The organism is Halpernia sp. GG3 (genome assembly GCF_052976925.2).
The window spans coordinates 106,491-127,669 of sequence record NZ_JBRIIR020000012.1 but is presented as its reverse complement, the minus strand read 5'-3'; the positions used below and the strand labels follow the sequence as shown (position 1 = coordinate 127,669).

General features: G+C 33.6%; 19 protein-coding genes. 5 read left to right on the top strand and 14 right to left on the bottom strand.

The features are described from left to right. Positions 1 to 56 precede the first annotated feature (56 nt). The 8 genes from ACVBED_RS06960 to ACVBED_RS06925 form a co-directional block, all read right to left on the bottom strand. On the bottom strand, positions 57 to 701 hold the full coding sequence (locus tag ACVBED_RS06960) for a response regulator (RefSeq protein WP_473094743.1): 645 nt from the start codon (positions 699 to 701) through the stop codon (positions 57 to 59). Beyond that, a complete protein-coding gene (locus tag ACVBED_RS06955) occupies positions 702 to 1,484 on the bottom strand; it encodes a sensor histidine kinase (RefSeq protein ID WP_447119912.1) in 783 nt (260 codons plus the stop codon). A 568-nt stretch (positions 1,485 to 2,052) separates the two neighbouring features. Then, entirely contained in the window at positions 2,053 to 3,624 is a 1,572-nt protein-coding gene (rny, locus tag ACVBED_RS06950) for a ribonuclease Y (RefSeq protein WP_473094742.1), read from the bottom strand. A 261-nt stretch (positions 3,625 to 3,885) separates the two neighbouring features. Beyond that, on the bottom strand, positions 3,886 to 4,173 hold the full coding sequence (locus tag ACVBED_RS06945) for a cell division protein ZapA (protein ID WP_473094741.1): 288 nt from the start codon (positions 4,171 to 4,173) through the stop codon (positions 3,886 to 3,888). After that, positions 4,173 to 4,475, bottom strand: coding sequence for a hypothetical protein (locus ACVBED_RS06940; protein WP_473094740.1), 303 nt, complete (start codon positions 4,473 to 4,475; stop codon positions 4,173 to 4,175). The genes ACVBED_RS06945 and ACVBED_RS06940 overlap by 1 nt, the downstream gene beginning before the upstream one ends. A 142-nt stretch (positions 4,476 to 4,617) precedes the next feature. After that, complete coding sequence (porT, locus tag ACVBED_RS06935; RefSeq protein WP_447119910.1) at positions 4,618 to 5,403, bottom strand: type IX secretion/gliding motility protein PorT/SprT; 786 nt, start codon at positions 5,401 to 5,403, stop codon at positions 4,618 to 4,620. A 2-nt stretch (positions 5,404 to 5,405) separates the two neighbouring features. Then, positions 5,406 to 6,125 carry a bifunctional demethylmenaquinone methyltransferase/2-methoxy-6-polyprenyl-1,4-benzoquinol methylase UbiE gene (gene ubiE, locus ACVBED_RS06930; protein WP_473094739.1) on the bottom strand — a complete coding sequence of 240 codons (720 nt, stop codon included), beginning with the start codon at positions 6,123 to 6,125 and terminating at the stop codon, positions 5,406 to 5,408. Between the two features lie 131 nt (positions 6,126 to 6,256). Beyond that, positions 6,257 to 6,826: a hypothetical protein gene (locus ACVBED_RS06925; protein ID WP_473094738.1), complete on the bottom strand. Its 570-nt coding sequence runs from the start codon at positions 6,824 to 6,826 to the stop codon at positions 6,257 to 6,259. A 102-nt stretch (positions 6,827 to 6,928) separates the two neighbouring features. Between ACVBED_RS06925 and ACVBED_RS06920 the strand changes: the two genes are divergently transcribed. From ACVBED_RS06920 to ACVBED_RS06905, 4 genes are all read left to right on the top strand, one after another. Beyond that, positions 6,929 to 8,005: a 3-oxoacyl-ACP synthase III family protein gene (locus ACVBED_RS06920; RefSeq protein WP_473094737.1), complete on the top strand. Its 1,077-nt coding sequence runs from the start codon at positions 6,929 to 6,931 to the stop codon at positions 8,003 to 8,005. Next, positions 8,006 to 9,214, top strand: coding sequence for a metallophosphoesterase (locus ACVBED_RS06915; RefSeq protein ID WP_447119908.1), 1,209 nt, complete (start codon positions 8,006 to 8,008; stop codon positions 9,212 to 9,214). It begins immediately after the preceding gene. A 162-nt stretch (positions 9,215 to 9,376) separates the two neighbouring features. Next, positions 9,377 to 9,898 (top strand): NAD(P)H-dependent oxidoreductase, encoded by a 522-nt coding sequence (locus tag ACVBED_RS06910; RefSeq protein ID WP_473094736.1) that lies wholly within the window; start codon positions 9,377 to 9,379, stop codon positions 9,896 to 9,898. A 1-nt stretch (position 9,899) separates the two neighbouring features. Then, entirely contained in the window at positions 9,900 to 11,759 is a 1,860-nt protein-coding gene (locus ACVBED_RS06905; RefSeq protein WP_473094735.1) for a monovalent cation:proton antiporter-2 (CPA2) family protein, read from the top strand. A 99-nt stretch (positions 11,760 to 11,858) separates the two neighbouring features. On the opposite strand, the gene ACVBED_RS06900 is transcribed toward ACVBED_RS06905, so the two are convergent. Next, positions 11,859 to 13,109: a CinA family nicotinamide mononucleotide deamidase-related protein gene (locus ACVBED_RS06900; RefSeq protein WP_447119906.1), complete on the bottom strand. Its 1,251-nt coding sequence runs from the start codon at positions 13,107 to 13,109 to the stop codon at positions 11,859 to 11,861. 124 nt (positions 13,110 to 13,233) lie between these two features. Between ACVBED_RS06900 and ACVBED_RS06895 the strand changes: the two genes are divergently transcribed. Continuing rightward, positions 13,234 to 14,523 (top strand): hypothetical protein, encoded by a 1,290-nt coding sequence (locus ACVBED_RS06895; RefSeq protein WP_473094734.1) that lies wholly within the window; start codon positions 13,234 to 13,236, stop codon positions 14,521 to 14,523. Positions 14,524 to 14,577: 54 nt separating this feature from the next. On the opposite strand, the gene ACVBED_RS06890 is transcribed toward ACVBED_RS06895, so the two are convergent. The 5 genes from ACVBED_RS06890 to ACVBED_RS06870 are packed head-to-tail and all read right to left on the bottom strand — an operon-like array spanning position 14,578 to position 20,836. Continuing rightward, positions 14,578 to 15,126 (bottom strand): lipocalin family protein, encoded by a 549-nt coding sequence (locus tag ACVBED_RS06890; protein WP_447119903.1) that lies wholly within the window; start codon positions 15,124 to 15,126, stop codon positions 14,578 to 14,580. Positions 15,127 to 15,142: 16 nt separating this feature from the next. Further along, positions 15,143 to 15,784: a ligase-associated DNA damage response endonuclease PdeM gene (pdeM, locus tag ACVBED_RS06885; RefSeq protein WP_447119902.1), complete on the bottom strand. Its 642-nt coding sequence runs from the start codon at positions 15,782 to 15,784 to the stop codon at positions 15,143 to 15,145. Next, positions 15,781 to 18,240, bottom strand: a complete 2,460-nt coding sequence (locus ACVBED_RS06880) for a ligase-associated DNA damage response DEXH box helicase (RefSeq protein ID WP_447119901.1) — start codon at positions 18,238 to 18,240, stop codon at positions 15,781 to 15,783. Before ACVBED_RS06880 ends, pdeM begins: the two co-directional genes overlap by 4 nt. Continuing rightward, on the bottom strand, positions 18,240 to 19,820 hold the full coding sequence (locus tag ACVBED_RS06875; protein WP_447119900.1) for an ATP-dependent DNA ligase: 1,581 nt from the start codon (positions 19,818 to 19,820) through the stop codon (positions 18,240 to 18,242). The genes ACVBED_RS06880 and ACVBED_RS06875 overlap by 1 nt, the downstream gene beginning before the upstream one ends. Beyond that, positions 19,817 to 20,836, bottom strand: coding sequence for a ligase-associated DNA damage response exonuclease (locus ACVBED_RS06870; RefSeq protein ID WP_473094733.1), 1,020 nt, complete (start codon positions 20,834 to 20,836; stop codon positions 19,817 to 19,819). The genes ACVBED_RS06875 and ACVBED_RS06870 overlap by 4 nt, the downstream gene beginning before the upstream one ends. Between the last annotated feature and the right edge of the window lie 343 nt (positions 20,837 to 21,179).

Here is a 21,179-nt window from a genome sequence, read left to right as displayed (position 1 = left end):
AAAAAACGAATGATATTAAAACTAGTATTCCTCTAGATTTTAGAAAGTAATATACTTTAGTTTAAATTATTTTTTAAGGCAAAGAGAACCAAGCCTACTCTACTTTTTACATGTAATTTTGCGAAAACAGAATCTCTATAGCCGTCTATAGTTTTGGGACTTAAATTCATTACATCTGCAATTTCTTTGTATGTATTTTCGCTACAAGCTAATTTTATAAAATCCTTTTCTTTACACTTTAAATCTTCTACGGCATCTTTTACCGCGTGTTCTTCTATTCGGCGATTTAGTAAGCATTGTGTGACCATATCTGTAAAGAATTCCCCTTTTTCAAAAACCGCATCAATCGCTTTAAATAAAATTTTGGGCGACATATCTTTAAGTAAATATCCCTTTGCACCAGCTTTTATCATAGAGATAATTGTTTTCTCATCATCCGTCATAGTTAAAGCAATTACTTTAATTTCAGGGTAATTATTTTTAAGATACTGAGTCGTTTCTATGCCATTTTTTAAAGGCATATTTACATCCATTAAAACAATGTCAGGAACAATTTTCTTTTGCTCTAAAGAATTTATAAATACTTCACCGTTGGGGGAATTATAATTAACCTTATATTTTATATTCATAGAAATCATTTTCTCAATTGCCGCAGAGAGCATTCTGTGATCGTCAACAATTCCTATATTTATTCTTTGCATTTACTTAATATTTTTATTGTACCTCAAAAATATTGTTGTTCCCAAACCTTCATCTGTGATCAGCGAAAAATCTGTATTAATAAGATTTGCTCTTTTTTGCATACCGATGAGTCCACTTCCTTTTTTATAGCTATCATTTTTAAAACCAATTCCATCATCTTTAAGCGTTATTTCAACAGATTCGTCTACAGAAAATACTATTATTTCAAGATTTTTCGCTCGTGAATGCTTTAAAACATTGTTTATACATTCCTGAACAATTCTAAATAAAATCAAACTGTCTTTATTTTGTAAATCTATTTTATCAACATTGTGGCTAAATTTTATTAGCATTAAATTTAGTCGATCAATTCTGGCAACTTCTTTATTAATAGATTCTATGAGGCCTAAATTTTCTATTTGTTCCGATATAAAACTCTTACTTAAACTTCTAATACCTCTGATGCTGTCGCCGATAATATCATCTATCTCTAATAATATTTCTTTTTGCTCACCTTCCGCATTTTCTAAACCATGATTGATCATTAGTTTTGCGACGGACATTTTTTGACCAAGATCATCATGTAATTCCTGTCCAATATAGCTCAGAGTAGTTTCTTTCATTTCAATGATTGCGCGAGTCAGTTCTTGCTGAAACTGCTTTTCTTTACACTGTCTTTCAAGTAATAACTCAGATTTTTTTCTATAAAGATAAATATATACGACAACCATTATTACTAAAAATGTAATAACCAAAATAGTAGTGAATGAATAAATATATTGCAATTCTGAAAGATTTTTCATACCAATAATTTTTTGGCATTAAACACTTTATTTTTTACTAAATTTTAACACAGAAAAAAAATAATCACATAGAAAAGACAGCCTGAATATTCATCATTTAATCTTTTATTAAAATCATCATTTAGATATTATCCAAAAGCAACTATAGTTCCTCTACTTTTTAGTTCAGATTTCCAATATTGAATATATTCTTCAGGAACATCAATAACACAATAAATTTGTTTTGTGTCTGATTTTTTTCTGTGCGCGTTAATTTTCTTATAATTATGATCTGCTTATTGAGCCATTAAAATTTTCCCTGCTCAAGGGTTATAAGATGAGAATTAAGCGAGTCATAAATTGCATTTTGAATTTTAACATTAAAAAAGAATTGACAATAAACATTATTACAACTAAAAATGCACAAATGAGTAAAATAGATTATTTATTCATCATATTAACTTTTAACAAATATACTAATAACAATTAATTAAATTAATAGTGTTTATTCTATTTTTTAGTAAATTTTAGATAATAAAAAATACCAATAAAACTAATTATTGGTATTAAATTTAATCATTATTAAATTTTATCTTGCAATATTTACTGCTCGGGTTTCACGGATTACCGTAATTTTTACCTGACCTGGATAAGTCATTTCATTTTGAATCTTTTCTGAAATATCATAAGAAAGTTGTGCGGCAACATCATCAGAAACTCGTCCACTTTCAACCATAACGCGAAGTTCGCGGCCTGCCTGAATTGCGTAAGCGCTTGATACACCTTCAAAACTTAAAGCAGTAGATTCTAAGTCTTTTAAACGCTGAATATAAGATTCTAAAACCTGACGTCTTGCGCCGGGTCTTGCGCCGGAAATTGCATCAGCGACCTGAATAATTGGCGATAATAGTGAGGTCATTTCAATTTCATCGTGATGCGCTCCAATTGCATTTACAACTTCTGCTGTTTCGCCTAATCTTTCTGCCCATTGCATCCCTAGAAGTGCATGTGGCAATTCTGATTCTTGTTCTGGCACCTTACCGATATCGTGAAGTAAACCTGCTCTTTTAGCTAATTTCACATTAAGTCCTAATTCAGCAGCCATTGTTGCAGCGATGTTCGCCACTTCTCTCGAGTGTTGCAATAAATTTTGACCGTAAGAAGAACGAAATTTCATTCTACCAACTACTTTCACCAATTCCGGATGAAGACCGTGAATTCCTAAATCTATCACGGTTCTTTTCCCAACTTCGATGATTTCTTCTTCGATCATCTTCTGTGTTTTTTCCACCACTTCTTCAATTCTTGCTGGGTGAATTCTTCCGTCAGTTACTAAACGGTGTAAAGATAATCTCGCAATTTCACGTCTCACAGGATCAAAACAAGATAATAAGATTGCTTCCGGTGTGTCGTCTACAATAATTTCTACACCAGTCGCAGCTTCTAAAGCACGAATGTTTCGACCTTCACGACCGATAATTCTACCTTTTATTTCGTCTGATTCAATATTAAAGACAGAAACAGAGTTTTCAATAGCTTGTTCTGTCCCAATTCTTTGAATGGTTTGAATAACGATTTTTTTGGCTTCTGTCTTAGCATTTAACTGCGCTTCTGCCATTATGTTCTGAACGTGAGCTTGCGCTTTCGTTTTAGCTTCAGCTTTCATAGCTTCAACTAATTCATTTTTAGCCTCTTCTGCAGAAAAATTAGCCACTTTTTCTAACAATTCAACTTTTTGCGATGTCACTTTATCTAATTCCTGCTGCTTGCGTTCAATGATTTCAGTTTTTTTATCAAATTCCAAAACTTTTCTTTCAAGATCTTTTTCTAATTTCCCAGTTTTACTAAGCTCATCATTTAACTTCTGTTCTTTATCTTTTATCCTACTTTCCCCATCGAGCATTTTCTTTTCACGATTTTGGATGTTTGCATCGTGTTGAGATTTCAGTTCTAAAAACTTCTCTTTAGCTTGGATGTGTTTCTCTTTTCTTGTGGCTTCGGCCTGAATATTACTTTTTTCTAAAATAATCTCTGCGTTTTTCTGAGCATCCTGAAGTATAAAATTCGCTTTTGAATTCACCATACTTTTGCCGTATAACAAGCCTGCAATTGCGCCCAAGATCACGCAAACGATACCGACTATAATTAGTGTTGTTGTCATTTGTTTTTGTTTATGTTAAAGTCTGTTTTTATAATATATTTTATGTTTTTTCTTAATTTTTTTAAATAAAAAAGCCTACAATAATTCTTATAGATGTAGAGTAAACTCCTAATCGACACGATTTAAGCTCATTTTCCCTGTCTGTAATCCGAAGTAAATCGGCACGCCATTCCGGGAACATTTGCTCGTTAATTTAATAGTGTTGAGTTTACCTTAATGTGTTAGAACTATTGTAGGCAGGTTTTTATGGAAAAGAACAATCTACTTTTCCAATTCTTCTAAAAACTGGTTGATTTGCATCACACGCTCTGTAGAAGCTTTAATATTTTTTTCCTGAGATATTTTAGCTACTTCTGCATTGGTGCCCATTTTTAAGGCGCACATTGCAATCGCATCTTGTTTATCCCGTACATCGAAGTTGGCTTCAAATTCTTTAATCATACTTTCAATCTGTTTTCCCACGCGGCGAAGCGTTTCTTCTTCTGCGGAAGGTACATTTAGCGGATAGGTTCTCCCTGCAATATTGATTGTAATTCTTCTTACATCCATTATAAACCGCTGTTTTGTAAATGCGCAATACAGGTATCTACTTCTTTCACCAAACGATTAATATGATTTTTCATCAACCGGTTGTGATCTGAATTTCCTGAAAGTGCTGAATAAAGTTTTATATTTTTCTGTTCTTCTGCTAATTCCTGATTCTTCTTACGCTCCTCTTCATACTTCTTTTTCATGTGCTCATACTCCAAACTAAGTTCTGTAAACTGTTCATTCAAATTTTTATAATTCTTATGAAGATTTAGAACTTTTTTTTCTAAAACTAAAAAATTATTTTCTAAGTCTTGGAGCATTTCAGGTTTTTATTCTAACATTTACAAAAATAGATAATTTAAATTTTATATAAGCATAAAGTTAAATTTATTTGAATTTTTGAAAATAAAAAAGAGATTTTAAATTAAAATCTCTTTGTGGTTAATTTAATATTTTTATCTTCTACTCAAACTTCAAAACAAACATAAACGCTCTTGTTTGCATGGTGGAAATTGCGGCTGCCCAATAAGGAGGCGTTCCGGCATTATCAGAAACCAATTCATTGTTTGTCATAAAAGTCCCGCGAAAAGCAGGAGTTAATTTAAATCTGCTGAAATAAAACTGAATTCCAATTTCTGCAACGTAACCAAAATTAGTAGTTGTACTTCTGAAAATACCCTGTTGGTTATCATCTGTACTGGAGCTATTAGACTGTAAATTAACGGAATAATTTACGCCGGCTGCCGCATAAGGACGGGAATTAAACCATCGGTCACCATGAAATTCTAATAGTAATGGGATATCTAAATAAGTAGATTTTACTTGTCGGTTTTTATCAGCGTCGGTTAAAGTCATCGGTGTAAACGGCGCGTTGGTTGAAGTTCCGGCAGCATATTTATCATTAACCTGCGTATCAAAAGTTAGATCTCTCTGCACAAATTGCAAACCAGGCTCTAAACGTAGATCAAAATTTTCATTTAAACGAACCTTTCCAATTAAACCGGCGCCAAAACTTGCAGTAGTTTTACTCTGAACTAAATTTTTATTGCCATCAATTCCATATTTTGGGTCTAAAACTATTTTATAATCATATTGATTGGCATCTAAGAAAAACCCGTAACTCAATTTTTGATCATCCACGCCTTCCAGGTTATCCATTCTGTCTTTTGTTCTGAAAAGCTGCGCTTCAAATAAATTGGTGGCGGTAAATGTGGTTACAATAAATATTTTTAGAAATAATTTGTTCATCTTTATTTTGTGGCTTTATAAATAGTGGCGACTCCTAAAGTTAGTTTTTTATATTCTACTGTTTTAAAACCAGTTTCAAGCAGAATGCTTTTCATTTTCTCCCCATATGGAAAAGCATTTACAGAATCTGGTAGATAGGTGTAGGCGCGAGTATCTTTAGAAACTAAACGGCCAATTTTTGGCAAAATATTTTTAAAATAAAACTGATAAAATGGTCCGAGAAAGCCCTCCACTTTAGAAAACTCTAAAATAAAAACACTTCTGTTTTCTTTCACTACTCTTCTCAGTTCTTCCAAACCTTTATTTAAATTTTCAAAATTACGCACTCCAAATGCAACGCAAACAGCATCGAATTTATTATCTTCATAGGAAAGGTTTTCTGCATCACCTTTCTCCATGCTGATCTGCGAATCTAAATTTATATTTTTAATTTTAGTAATTCCAACATTGAGCATTTGTTGTGAAAGATCCATCCCAACTACTTTTGCACCAGTTTTTTTCTGAACTGTGATGGCTAAATCCCCTGTTCCGGTTGCAACGTCTAAAACTAATTCTGGCTGATCTTCGCTCATCCATTTCACTAATTTATTTCGCCAAAGAATGTCTATTTTTAAAGACAAAACTCGGTTTAGTAAATCATATTTCGGCGCAATGTTGTCAAACATATCTTCAACTTCGCGCTTTTTTCCGGCATCTGTATTATAAGGTGTAACTGGTTTCATATGCTCATTTCATTTTTTTCCTAATCATAAGGAATCGCCAATCTAAAGTCATTTTTTTAAATGTTGTAATGGCGATTTCAAATTTATATTATTTTATTTTCTTAAATAAAATAGTTCTTTTCGAAATTTATTTAATATTTATAGATCGATTTATAGTAATTAACAAAATCCTCTTTACGGAAGATCTTAGTGCGGGATTCAACGTCTGCGATATTTTTAATGATCTTATCATAATCCTCATCTACATTATAATAAAAATCATCAGTGTAAAGCTTATTAAATAATCTTGCGCCTCCTAAATATCTTTTGCCATCAATTACCAGAGACTTTTGAGTTTTTACCAGAGAATCTTTATTGAGATTATAGCCATAATATTGCTGGTAAACATAATAATCCTGATGTGAAATATTAAGTAAACCCCGTATTTTTTTTACCTGAAAAGTAGAATCAAAGATGGGTTTTCTGTTTTCATCAAAAACCGCAATTTTATTCTCACCTGTTTTCATATCCACTTTTACACTTTGACCACCAGAAATAATTTTTTCAGGAGTGTTATTTATTTTAAAATAATAAATGTTTTGAGAAGGATTATCTACTAAATAATAATTTTTTTTGGCTAAAAAAAGGAAATAAATCCCAAACGCAAAAATCACTGCTAGAACGGAAATCACAAAACCTCTTACAGCCGCATTGTTTTTCATATTATCTCTAAATAAAGCTTTCGCAAATTTAATAATAAATTTGTTTAGGTCAGCTTTTAATATAAATTCATAACTTTGCTCTTTTAAACACTACGTTTTAGCATGCCAAACACCATTATTATAGGCTCTGGGAGCCATTTACCGGAAAGAATTATCAGTAGAGAACATTTTTTAAATTCAGAATTCTACTCAGACGAAGGAGAACTCTTAACTAAACCTAATGCCGAAGTCATTCAGAAATTTGTAGAAATTACTGAAATTGAAAACCGCCGATATATTAATAAAGGTGAGGTCAATTCGGATATTGGTACAAAAGCAGCAGAAACTGCTATCGCAGATGCAAAAATAAACAGGGAAGATTTAGATTATATTATTTACGCCAGCAATTTTGGGGACGTAGATGAGAATGGTATGAGCAACTTTATGCCGTCAATTTCTTCCAGAGTTAAAAATAAGTTGAAGATAAAAAACCGGAAATGTATCAATTATGATATGATCTTCGGTTGCCCAGGTTGGGTTGAAGCCATGATTTTAGCTGACACTTTAATTAAAGCAGGTAAAGCAAAATTAATTCTTGTTGTCGGCGCAGAAACTTTGAGTCGTGTGACAGATCCACACGACAGAAACAGAATGATTTTCTCAGACGGCGCCGGAGCCGTTGTTGTGAAAGCTACGGATGAGGAAAATGTCGGTATGATCTCAGACAATACCATTTGTGATAATGATGAAGAATTAATGTATTTAGAAAATGCACCTTCTTTAAATAAATCTGCGGAGCAAAAAACTTTATATATTAGAATGCACGGTCGCAAAATTTACGAATATGCGCTAAAAAATGTGCCGGATGCGATCAAAGAAACTATAGACGCCGCCAATTTGGATATCGACGATATTGATAAAATACTAATTCATCAGGCCAACGCAAAAATGGATTATGCGATGATCTCTCGCTTATTTAAATTGTACGGTAAAAAAGAATATGACCACGCTGTATCGCCTATGACTGTTCAGGAATTTGGAAATTCTTCTGTGGCCACTATCCCGACAATGTTTGATTTAATTGTTAAAGGAAAAATGAAAGACCAATCCTTTAAACCTGGTGGAAACATCGTTTTCGCTTCCGTTGGCGCAGGTATGAACATTAATGCTATTGTGTACAGATTTCCCCTAAAAAAATAAATGCAAAAGAATATTTTAATCATAACAGGAATTATTTTTCTGTTAGAATTTTACGTCTATCAGGCTTTTAAAACTATCACAAACAACACTTGGATTCGCATTTCTTATTGGGTTGTCACCGTTGCGGTATACGCGTTTTTCATTTATGAAATTTTAAATTTTAGAAGAAGTGACCGGGATCAGCACAGAATTCAGATTTTCGCTTCCATTTTTGTAATTTTTATTCTTCCGAAACTGCTAATTGTGGTCATGTTATTAATTGATGACGTCATTCGGCTTTTTGGTTATGGCATTAATTCCGTAAAATCAACTACACCGACACATTATCCCGCAAGAAGGAAATTCTTATCTATCCTTGGTATAGGCACTGCAGCACTACTTTCTTACGCTTTTATCGACGGAATTATTTTTGGTAAATACCGTCACAATGTTCGAAAAGTGAAAATTAAGATCGCCGGTTTACCTGCAAGTTTTAAAGGTTATAAAATTATTCAAATTTCTGATGTTCACAGCGGAAGTTTTTTTGCACCTGAAAAATTACAGCATGCTATTGATTTAATTAATGAACAGGATGCTGATCTCGTTTTATTCACCGGAGATATGGTTAATAATTTTGCCGAAGAATTTGTACCATTTATTCCTTTATTTAAAACCATAAAGTCTAAAGACGGAAAACTCGCTATTTTAGGAAACCATGATTATGGCGATTATGCAGATTGGCCTTCGCCAGAAGCAAAAGCGCAAAATATTCCAAAATTAATTCAATATGAGAAAGAAGCTGGTTTTGAAATGCTTCGAAATGAGCACCGATTTATTGAAAAAAATGGAGAAAAACTTTATATTTTAGGTGTTGAAAATTGGGGTATAAAACCTTTTCCACAATTCGGAGATTTAGATAAAGCTTCCGCCGGAGTTCCGCCTGAAGCTGCAAAAATTTTAATGAGTCATGATCCGACGCATTTTGATTATAAAGTAAAAATGCACCCTTCAAATGTGCAACTCACGTTGTCTGGACATACACACGGAATGCAGTTTGGAATTGATTTGAAAAATTTCCGTTGGTCGCCGGTCAAATATAAATATCCAAAATGGGCAGATATTTATGAAAGTGAAGGGAAAAATCTTTACGTTAATAGAGGTTTTGGAGTGATTGGTTATCCCGGTAGAGTCGGAATTGATCCCGAAATTACTTTGTTTGAACTGAGCTAAAACAAAAAAGCAATCCCATTTTAAATGTTTAAACAAAAATATATTTAATAAGTTATTTGTTTAATTTTCAAATATAACTTTTAAAACAGTTTCAATTTCTTGAAACTGTTTTTTTGTTTTTTTAATTTTAAATAATTATTTTTACAAAAACCCGATGTTTATTTGAAAAATACATTAGTTCTTTTTGCCCATCCTTATCTGGAATATTCTAGGTCTAACCGTGAAATTATTAAATTTTATGGCAAATATGAGCATCTGGATTTTCGGGATTTGTATGAAGAATACCACGATTTTCATATCGCGGCTTTTCGGGAAAGGAAAAGACTACCAAACTACGAACGGATTATTTTTCATTTTCCACTAATCTGGTTTGGGATGCCACCTCTTTTAAAACTTTGGATCGACGAAGTTTTTGATAAACACTGGCAACAAAAAAACAAAAAAAATCCTTTAGAACAAGTCGACGCAGTCATTTTAATTACTGCCGAGGGAGACGAATCTTGCTATTCTAAAAATGGAAAATTTCATTTTACAATTGAAGAATTGCTTTCTGGGTTACTGGTTTGTCTAGAAGTCAACAACATTAAATTAAAGCAAATAAAATGTATCTACAACGCCGACAGAATAAGTAAAAAAGAAATAATCGTACACAAACAGGATTTTAAAAAAATATTAGAAGAATAAAATGGAATCCTCTTTTGCAATGACGACACTCATTTTTCTCGGTGCGGCAATCATTATGGTTCCGCTGGTTAGAAAACTGGGTTTAAGTTCCGTAGTTGGTTATATTTTGGGCGGTATCATTATAGGCCCGTTTGTTTTAAAACTAACGGGGAACGAAGCTGATAATATTATGCACGCGACAGAATTTGGCGTTGTCATGCTTTTATTTTTAGTTGGTTTAGAACTAGAGCCCAAGAAATTCTGGGGAATGCGAAAAAAAATAGTTGGCTTGGGATTGGTTCAAATTGTCCTCACGACAGTTTTACTTTTTGCTATTTTTCGATTCTTAGATTGGCGCGCAGATCAGGCAATAACCATCGCGTTATCTTTTTCACTGTCTTCTACAGCAATTGTTCTTCAAACTTTACAGGAAAAAAATATTTTTAATACCGTTGCGGGCGAAGCTTCATTTTCAACTTTATTAATGCAAGATATTGCGGTAATACCTATTTTGGCGCTTTTACCAATTATCGCCAATTATAAACCCAAAGAAGAAACGGCGGGCACTCTTTTTTTGCAGAGATTTCCTGAATGGGTGCAGTCTTTTTCGGTAATATTTGGCGTCGTAATTTTAATTATTTTAGGCCGGTATGTTTTTGTTCCATTTTTAAGATATGTTTCAAAATCGGGGATGAACGAACTTTTAACCGCTTCCTCTTTATTTTTGGTTTTAGGCGTTTCAGAGTTAATGACCTTAGTTGGATTAAGTCCCGCTTTAGGCGCTTTTATCGCCGGTGTCATGCTCGCAAATAGTGAGTTTAGACATGAGTTAGAAAGTCACATTGATCCCTTTAAAGGATTGCTTTTGGCCGTTTTTTTCGTCAGCGTTGGTTCTACCATAAATTTTAATGTCATAATGCAGAATCCAGGTTTCATTTTTGGAACTGCGACTGTGATTTTACTAGTGAAATTTATCGTTCTTTTTAGCATTGGGAAATTCCATAAAATGTCTAACGACCAGAATTTTCTCTACGCTTTCGCTTTGTCACAAGTTGGCGAATTTGCTTTTGTTTTATTAAATTATTCCTCAAATTTATATTTAGTTGAACCTGTTTTTCATTCTCAAATGTTGGCTGTTGTCGCCATTACAATGTTTGCAACACCCTTTTTATTAATTTTAAATGAACGCTTAATTGCCCCAAATTTTAACATTAAATTGTCTGAAGACAAAGAAAATGAATCTTTGACACAAGACATTGATCAGAGAAAAATAATCATCGTCGGATTCGGCCATTTTGGATCAACTGTCGGAAGATTGCTGCGCGCCAATAAAATAAAACCAACCATTTTAGACCACGATTCCAATAGAGTCAGAATATTGAGAAGTTACGGTTTTAAAGTATATTATGGTGATGCACGACGTTTACAAATGCTAAAAACGGCAGGTGCAGAAAACGCCGATATTTTGGTTTTATGCTTAGATAAACCTGAAGACAACCTTTATATTTCAGAATTAGCGCGTGAAAATTTTCCTAATTTAAAAATGTTTGTTCGCTCAAAAAACAGGAATGATGCCTTTACATTTATCAATAATGGCATTGATAATATCTACCGTGAAACTTTGGGAACTGCTGTAAATATGGCAGTTGACATTTTACAATCAACTGGGATGCGAAAATATGCTGCGCGAAGAATGGCGAAAAGATTTACTTTAATCGATAAAGAAGTGACCAGAAAACTTGCAAAATCTAAAATCTCTGACGATTTTACTTTCACTACCAGAGATGCTTTGGAAAGAGAATCTGAACTTCTTGCTATGGATAATTTAAACTTTGATGATTCTAAATTTCAAGAAAAAGAGGAAGAAGATTTAAATAATTGAATATAATCAAAAAAAAATAATCTCGCAGCTTTAGTAAATTAAGTAGATTTTTAAATGCATTTATCTGCGTCATCTGCTAAATCTGCGGGTGAAAAAATCTTATTTGTTAGCGACCAAGAAAGTCACTAGATCCTGAATAATTTTCTGCGACACGAAATTCACAAAATCACCTCGGTCTAAATGTGGCAGAAATAATCTAAAATTTTCAGTTTTATCCTTAATTCTAAGCGCGTAAAAAACCGTTCCCGTTTCATTTCCATCTTCGTCTTGATTTGGTCCGGCAACGCCAGTTGTAGAGATTGCAATATCACTTTTAAATAAATCCTGACATTTTACCGCCATTTCTGCGGCGACTTCTTCACTTACAACCGTGAACTTTTCGATGGTATTTTTAGAAACACCTAAAATATCTATTTTTTTATCAGTTTGATATGGAATCATCCCGCCAATAAAATAATTTGAAGAACCGGAAACTGAAGTAATTAATCTAGCTAATTCGCCGCCAGTACAACTTTCTGCCGTTGATATCGTCAGTTTTTGTTTAACTAAAATATCATGCAAGATCTTCTCAATTTTATCTTCAGTAGTCGCAATGACGCGGTCGCCAATAATTACCACGACCTTTTTAATTTGCTTTTCTAAATCATTCTGTAAATCTCTCAAGTTTTCGCCATTTGCAGTTAAACGAAGTTTCACGCGGTTTCCTACCGGCAAATAAGAAAGCGTCATATGCTCTGGCAAATTGTCTTCCCAACTTTCAATATCATTTGCCAATAAACTTTCCGGATAATTAACCACAGAAATAAAACGGCTTTCTATAAAAGGAAGTTTAAATTTCTGCTGCAGGAAAGGAATAATTTGGTTTCTAATAAAAGGTTTTACTTCATACGGAACGCCGGGCAGACAAATCGCGATATTGCCATTCTCTGCCACCATTTGACAAGGCGCAGTGCCGTTAAAATTCTGAAAAACAAAGGCTTTAGACAAAACCACGGCTTGGTCTTTATTGATTTCTAATAAATGCTCGCGGCCTCGTTTTATAAATAATTGCTTTAAATGCTCAAAAGTGGCTTCATCTAAAACCAATTTGTCATTAAAATAATCTTTAAAAGCAATTTTGGTTTTATCATCTTTTGTTGGACCTAAGCCGCCCGTTGTGATCACCAAATCTGCCAGTTCAAAAGCCAGTTTCAAGGTTTTTTTAATGGTGTCAATTTCATCGGAAATAGTAAAGATCTGCACTGTTTTGATGCCGATATTTTTCAGTTGTTCCGCAATAAAAGTGGAATTGGTATCGACTGTATTTCCGGATAAAATTTCATCACCTATTGTTATGAGCGCTGCTTTCATTTATTTTAAAAGTTTGTGTAAAGGTAGTGAGATTGGAACAAATTCTGCAAAAAACAAATCTGTGCAATAATTGATATTCTTCAATTTTGTTTTAAATTTATTAGTTTTGATACGTTAAAAAAAATTGCCTAAATTTGAAAATATTGCTTTAACAAATTTTTATATTATTCCTATGAGTCACACAAAAGATGTTTTTGGTATCCAAAGAGATTTGCCATTAAACTATATTAATAGAGAAGCCGATGAAGTTTTTAAAGATGCATTAGATCGTAAACATCATGTTGTGATTTTTGGAAGTTCAAAACAAGGAAAAACTTGCTTGAGAAAAAGAAATATTGCTATAGAAGATTACATTGTTGTTCATTGTGACAATAAGATGGATTTATACAATTTAAATGTAAATATTCTGAAACAAGCAGGTTTTACAGTTCAAGTCTCTGAAACAAAAACACTTTCTGGCAGAGCAAAAATAAAGGTTGGCTTTAATTTTCATTTATTTGGAAACTTAGGCGCAGAAGCGGAAGGTGAAAAAACAAATCAAAAAGTATATGAACCTTTAGAACTTGACCCTGATGACGTCAACGACATTATAAAAGCGCTTAAAAGCCAAGAATTTAATAAATATATAATTATTGAAGATTTTCATTACTTAAAAGATGAAACACAGGTTGATTTTGCAATTGAACTAAAAGCATTTCATGAAAACTCTAAATTAACTTTTATCGTGGTTGGCGTTTGGTTGGAAGAAAATAGACTTATTGCATTAAATGGTGATTTATCAGGAAGAATAAAATCTGTTAATGCAGATGTGTGGACTGATGAAAATTTACTTTCACTAATTAATGATGGGGAAAATTTATTAAATATTTCAATGCCTGAAGAATCCAAGAATGAACTGATTGAGAAAAGTTTAAATAATGTTTATATTGTTCAAGAAGTATGTTATCATGTCTGTAAAAATAATAATATCGAAGAAACTCAAGAGACAAATCAGATTTTAGATTGTTCGAGTTTAGATGAGATAATTTCTCAAGTTATTAATCAGCACTCCGGAAGGTATTACAACTTAATAACTAATATTTCCGAAGGCTTCCAAAGTACAGAATTAGAAATGCACAAATGGATAATGTATGCAATTTTGAAATGTGATATTGAGAGATTAGAAAAAGGTTTAAAAAGAAGTGAAATTAATGCTTTGCTTCAAGCCGAACACCCTCGCAAGCAGGATTTAAACCCAGGAAACTTAACGCAAGCATTAAAGTCAATAGCATCTCTACAGGTTAAAAAAAATACAATTCCACTTATTATTGATTACGATAGTAGCAATTTAAAATTAAATATAGTAGATAAAGGATTTATTATTTGGCTTTCAAATCAAGATAAGGAAGATTTGATTTCCCAATTAGGTCTATAAAAATAATTATTATCTTTTAAAAAAAGATTTCCAAAATTGGATATCATTTTTTATTTACTTCTTCTCAGTATGTTTCACCCAAATTAAATCATCAGTTTTAAAACCTAAAGATTTTGCTTTCGCTAAAAACCGCTGTTTGTAAGATTCCGGCAAAGTTTTTTCGCGGGACAAGATCCAGAGGTAATCTAAATTATTACCAACGACCAAAGCGTATTTGTAATCTTCATCAATATCGATCACGTTATAAGACTCCCAAATTGGTTTAAAGAAAGACACTTTTAATTCGCCAATTGTTGGGTTTTTTACAAATTTTGCTTCGCCCACAGATTCTTTCCATTTATTTTTTATGTAATCGTAGCCACGGTTTTCGACTTTTAAATTGCCATTTTCTTTTTTGAAATAAGTCGCCGTCACCTGATTCATATTTTTTTCAAAAACGTAATCGAAACGCGCAATTTCGTACCATTTTCCTAAATATTTGTCGGCTTTAAAGTTTTGAACTGCCGCTGCGCCTTTCGGCAAACCAATTGCGCAGGAATTTAACAAGAACACTGCAGCGGCGCTTAAACCCAAACCCAGCGCTATTTTATTGAAGTTTTTCATACTTTTTATTTTCAAATTAAACTTCAAAAATCAGACCTTTTGTAAAGGCGATGGCTTTAAAATTCTTATTTAAAGTTTTGGTATCCAAACCTGTAAACTCACTGAACGCGGGTAAAATCAGTTGATTTTTTGAATATGAAAAACACGGTAATTTTACACTTTCTTTACGGTTTCCGACAATTACGCCAGGGTGAATATGTCCAGAAATGGTAAATTGATCTTCCTGAATTACTGGTTCGTGAACGAAAGTAAAAGGTGAAATTTCTAGTTTATTTTCAATTAAATCAATGCAGTTATCGCAATAAAATTCTTTTTTAATTCTATCGTGATTGCCTTTTATTAAAGTGATTTTTAAATCTGAAAATTGTTTTCGCCAATCGCAAAACAAATCCAGATCTGTGTTTTTTCCGGCGTGAAAAAGATCGCCGACAATGATGATATGATGAACTTCAAAGTGTTCTAAAAGTTGTTCTAAATTTTTAAGATCTTTTTGCAAAATATCGGTCGGCATTGCGATACCATTTTTTCTGAAATGCGCTGCTTTTCCGACGTGCAGATCGCTGATTATTAAAGCGTTTTTACGCTTCCAAAAAAGTGCCCGTAAATTTGTAAATGTTACTATTTCGCCGTGAATTTCTTTTTCTAAAACCTCGATCATTTTCCTTTCTTAAATTTCTTTTTCATTGATGCTTCCTGTAGTCTGCGTATTCTGTCCCCCAAATCTTCATTGCTCATCGATTGTCGCAAACTATCCACTTTTATCGGGAAACTTAACGGCGTAAAAGCGTTTGCAAATTTGAGGATAATTTTTGAATTTTCTATTCTTTCAAAAGCCTCATACAATCTCGTCTCATCAATCTGTTGATTAAAAACTTCCGTGAAAGCCTGTTTATAAAGCAAATTTTCTGGGTTATATTCTTCCAAAACATTGAAAGCCAAACCCGCAGAAGACTGCAAACTCTTGTTATTTTTCTGTTGTCCAGGATAAGTTTGAATGACCATTCCGGAAATCACAGCAATATCACGAAATTTCCGACGCGCCATTTCAGTTGCATTAATAGAACTTAAAACATTCTGAATTAAATTGTCTTTACTTAAAATTTCGGCTAAAATGCCGTCATCAATCGGGATTTCTTTCGCGGAAAATAATTCAAATCCATAATCATTCATCGCCATTGAAAACGATAACTGCTCAAATTTACTTAAGCGAAACGCCATCAAAGCAGACATCACTTCGTGAATTAAGCGTCCTTCAAACGGATACATGAATATGTGATAACCTTCCCGCGTGTGAATAGATTCCACCAAAAATTCGTCTTTTTTAGGAATCACGGAACGTTCGCTTTGACTTGCCAAAAGCGGATGCAAAAACGTTAATTCTTTTTCTGATGTTTTTGCCGTCAAAGAATCTGATAATTTTAAACGCAAAAACTGACCAAGATAAGAACTCATCGGTAATCTTCCGCCCAAATAACTTGGAACGCGCGCTTTTCCTTTCGCACCTTTCACGTAAACCGTCATTTCTTTAATCTGAACGACTTCTAAAACACGACCAGCTAAAATAAATTTATCGTCTTTATTCAGTTTTGTAATAAAATATTCCTCGATCATTCCGATATAACCGCCGCTAATAAAACGAACTTTTAACATGGCATCACTTACAATAACACCAATATTCATGCGGTGCAACATTGCGATTCTGCGGCTCGTCACTTTATAAATCCCGTCTTCAATAACCACTTTATGAAATTCTTCATAATTTTTAAAAGCGCCACCGCCGACGGTTATAAACTGTAAAAGTGAAGTCCATTCTTCTTCAGTAATTAAACTGAAAGCAAAGGTTTTTTTAATTTGTTTAAAAGTGTCGAACGGTTCAAAACCTTCACCGACAGCCAAAGTCACAAGATATTGCACTAAGACATCGAAAGTCATTACCATTGGAATTCTCGGTTCAATCACGTTTTGTTTAACAGCCTCTTTTAAAGCAGCGACCTCTATTAATTCCAGAGAATGCGTCGGAACAAAATAAACTTTTGAGGTTTCAAACGGGGAATGCCCGCTTCTACCCGCACGCTGCAAAAATCTTGCAACGCCTTTCGCAGAACCAACTTGAATCACGGTGTCGACAGGTTTAAAATCGACGCCCAAATCTAAAGAAGACGTTGAAACGACGGCTTTTAAATAACCTGAACTGAGATTTTCTTCAATCCAAATTCGTAAATCTTTATCAATCGAACTATGGTGAATAGCGATCTGTCCGGCAAAATCAGGATAATAACTGAGCAATAATTGATACCACATTTCGGCCTGACTTCGGGTATTTGTAAAAACAATTGTTGTTTTACTTTGTAAAATTATAGGAACAACTTTATCCACCAATTTTCCACCGAGGTGTCCCGCCCACGGCAAAATTTCAACCTCATCTGGAAAAACCGGAATAATATCTATTTTCTTTTTTTCTTTAGCGACAATTTTAGTTTTCTTTAAATCATAAGGAATTAAAACTTCGAGGGCTTCATCTAAATTACCGATGGTTGCTGTAATTCCCCAAATTTTTATTTTTTTTTGATAACTTAATAATCTGCTTATTCCCAACTCAACCAGAACGCCGCGTTTGCTTCCAAGAAGTTCATGCCACTCATCAACGGCGACACATTTTAAATTTTTAAAATAACGCTGGTGATTTTTTTGGGCTAAAAGTAAGTGCAGAGTTTCCGGCGTCACTAAAAGAATATCGGGCATCTTTTTGACTTGTCTGGCTTTTTCTGAAAGTTTCGTGTCACCGTTTCTAACGCCAACCGTCCAATCCAAACCAATTTCCGCAATCACTTCTGTCATGGCTTTTGCGATATCTTTTGCAAGCGCGCGAAGTGGTGAAACCCAAAGTAATTTTAAACCATCTTTATACTGTTCCGGATGATTTAAAAAATCTGTTACAACTGCTAGAAAAACAGAAAACGTTTTTCCAAAACCTGTGGGCGCAATGACCATTCCGCTAAAACCCCGGTTATATTTTTCCCAAGTTTTTAACTGGAAATCAAAAGGTGAAAAAGACTTTTCCTCTAACCAATTTTTGATAATTTGGTAACCTTCAGAATTTTGAAAATCACTCATTAAGTAATCAGTTTTTTTACTTCTTCTATATCGTCAATTTCATCCACTTTTTTGTCCCGCCGCCATCTAACGATGCGAGGAAAACGCAGCGCAACGCCACTTTTATGTCTTTTGCTAAAACCAATACCTTCAAAAGCAATTTCAAAAACGAGTTCTGCTTTTACGGTTCGGACTGGACCAAATTTTTCTAGAGAATTTTTAGTTACGAAACGGCTGACTTCCATAATTTCTTTGTCTGTTAAACCAGAGTACGCTTTTGCAATCGTCACTAATTGGTCGTCTTTTTTTACCGCAAAAGTATAATCTGTGTAAAAACCACTTCTTCGTCCACTTCCTTTTTGGGCATAAATTAAAACCGCATCAATAGTCAATGGATCGACTTTCCATTTCCACCAATCACCTTTTTTACGTCCAGAATGGTATTTTGAAGATTTTTGCTTAAGCATCAAACCTTCAGAATTATTATCGCGAGATGATTCGCGCGCTTTTGCTAATTCTTCCCAATCTTTGCAAATAACTAAATCTGGAATTTTAATATTTTCAACAATGGTATTTTCAATCAAATTTTCTAGAATTAACCGTCTTTCAACCAGATCTAAATCGCGTAAATCCTTGCCGTCCAATTCCAAAATATCATAAACAAAAGTCTGAATCGGGATTTCCCTCATCATTTTAGCAGAAATTGTTTTTCGATTAAGTCGTTGCTGCAAAACATTGAAGTTTAAAACTTGATCATCCAAAACTGCTAAAATTTCACCATCCAGAACAAAATCGCCGGGCATTTCTAAAAAGGCTGAAATCAATTCTGGAAACTGATCATTAACCAGTTCTTCGCCACGCGACCAGATAAAAACTTCATCATTTCTTTTGATGAATTGTCCACGAATGCCGTCCCATTTATATTCTGCCTGCCAATTTTCTATATCGCCCAAATCTTCAACTGTTTTCTCTAAAGGATAAGCGAGGCAAAAAGGATAAGGTTTAGAATTATCGGGATTTATATTTTCACCGGAAATTAATTCTGAAAAATTAGTGGTAGCAACTTCCCATTTCCCCATAATGCTGTGCATTAAAGTGCTACTTTCAATTCCAGAATATTTTGCCAAAGCATTTATTAATAACTTTTTAGAAACGCCAATCCGGAAACTGCCGCCAATTAATTTATTAAAAATAAAACGTTCAGTATAATCCAAACCGTTCCAACTTTCTAAAACATATTCTTTTTTTTCTTCATCAGATTTAGTTTTTAAATCTAATAATTCCGACATCCATTGATGCAAAGGTTTTTCAATTAATTCTTGTGGTGCAGGTAAAATTAAAGATAAAGTCTCACCTAAATCGCCAACAGAGGAATAACTTTCCATAAAAAGCCATTCCGGAATTCCTGTAATTTCGTAAGCCCATTCTTTCAAAAAATTTGAATTAACTGGTCTTTTTGGACGTTTTCCGGTAAATAAAGCCAGAAACCAAAGTTTGTCCTTTTCATCTGCAATTTGTAAGTAATGAACAATGGCATCCACTTTTGCGGTCGTTTTATTACTACTTTCTACAGCATTGATGAGTTCAGCAAAATGTTTCATATCTCTTCTGCTTTAGTAATTTCTGTTGAACTTTCTTCTTCATCGCCAAAAAGAGTTTTAACTTCAAAAGCATTGATGCCGATTTCATTTAAATATTTGGTAAAAACTGCGATTTGTCCATGTGTTACATGCACTTTTTCGGCGCCTGTGGCTTTTATGGTATCAATTAAACCATTCCAATCGGCGTGATCTGAGATTGCGAAACCCGCATCGGCAGATTTCCAACGGCGCGAACCGCGAACCTGCATCCAACCGGAACAAACAGCGGTAGCACGATTGGGAATTTTACGGATCATGTTTGAATCTGACAGAGCTGGCGGAACAATAACGATATCGCCTTTTACCTTTTTAATATCATCATGAAAATCCAAAACTTCGTATTCCGGAAGTTTAATGCCGCAACTTTCAATGGCTTCATTTAATCTACCAATGGAACTATGAACGTAAATTTTTCCAGCACCTTCCACAGATTTTAAAATCCGCTGCGCTTTGCCTAAAGAGTAACCAATAAAAACTGAAGTTTTGTCTTGACTTTTATTTAATGCCACCCAAGATTGCATTTGATCTGCGTATTGTTGCGGCGTCAACCAATTATAAATAGGTAATCCAAAAGTACTTTCGGTGATAAATTCATTGCATTTAACCAACTCAAAAGGTGTTGAAATTCCGTCGTCCTGCATTTTATAATCGCCAGTGAAAACGGTGACGTAACCTTTATATTCCATACGTATTTGGGAAGAACCAACAATATGACCGGCGGGATGAAAACTAACTTTAACACCGTTGATCATAATTGGTTCATTATAACCGACGCTATCGCAAGTGATATCTTCACCGATCCTAATTTTTAAAATAGGTTTTGTAAAATGATGACACAAATATTTTTTCATTCCCCATTTCGCATGATCGCCGTGACCGTGAGTAATCACAGCAAGGTCAACCGGTCGCCACGGATCCAGATAAAATTTTCCAGGAATACAATAAATGCCTTTTGACGTGAATTTAATAAGATTCATAAATTCTCTTTAATAAACTTTAAACTCTTTCTGCTGAAATAATTATTAGTGATTTTTACTAATAAAGTCACAAAAATCTATAAATTGGAAAGATGTGGTTTGCGGAAAATTAACTAGACTACGCTAGCAATTATTGCGCCTTTTAAAATGGTTCTTTACTTAAAATAAGTGTTAAAAAAAATTTAACATTAATACGAGCTAAAATTACTTCTATGGTTTAATTCTTGAATAGTAAAAGGTGAAAATAAATGTCAACATAGCACGGAATGCAGTAAAAATCCTTATTTACTTAGGGAGATTAACGAGTTGTTCAGCAAATTACTTCGTGTAAACTGTAATTGCA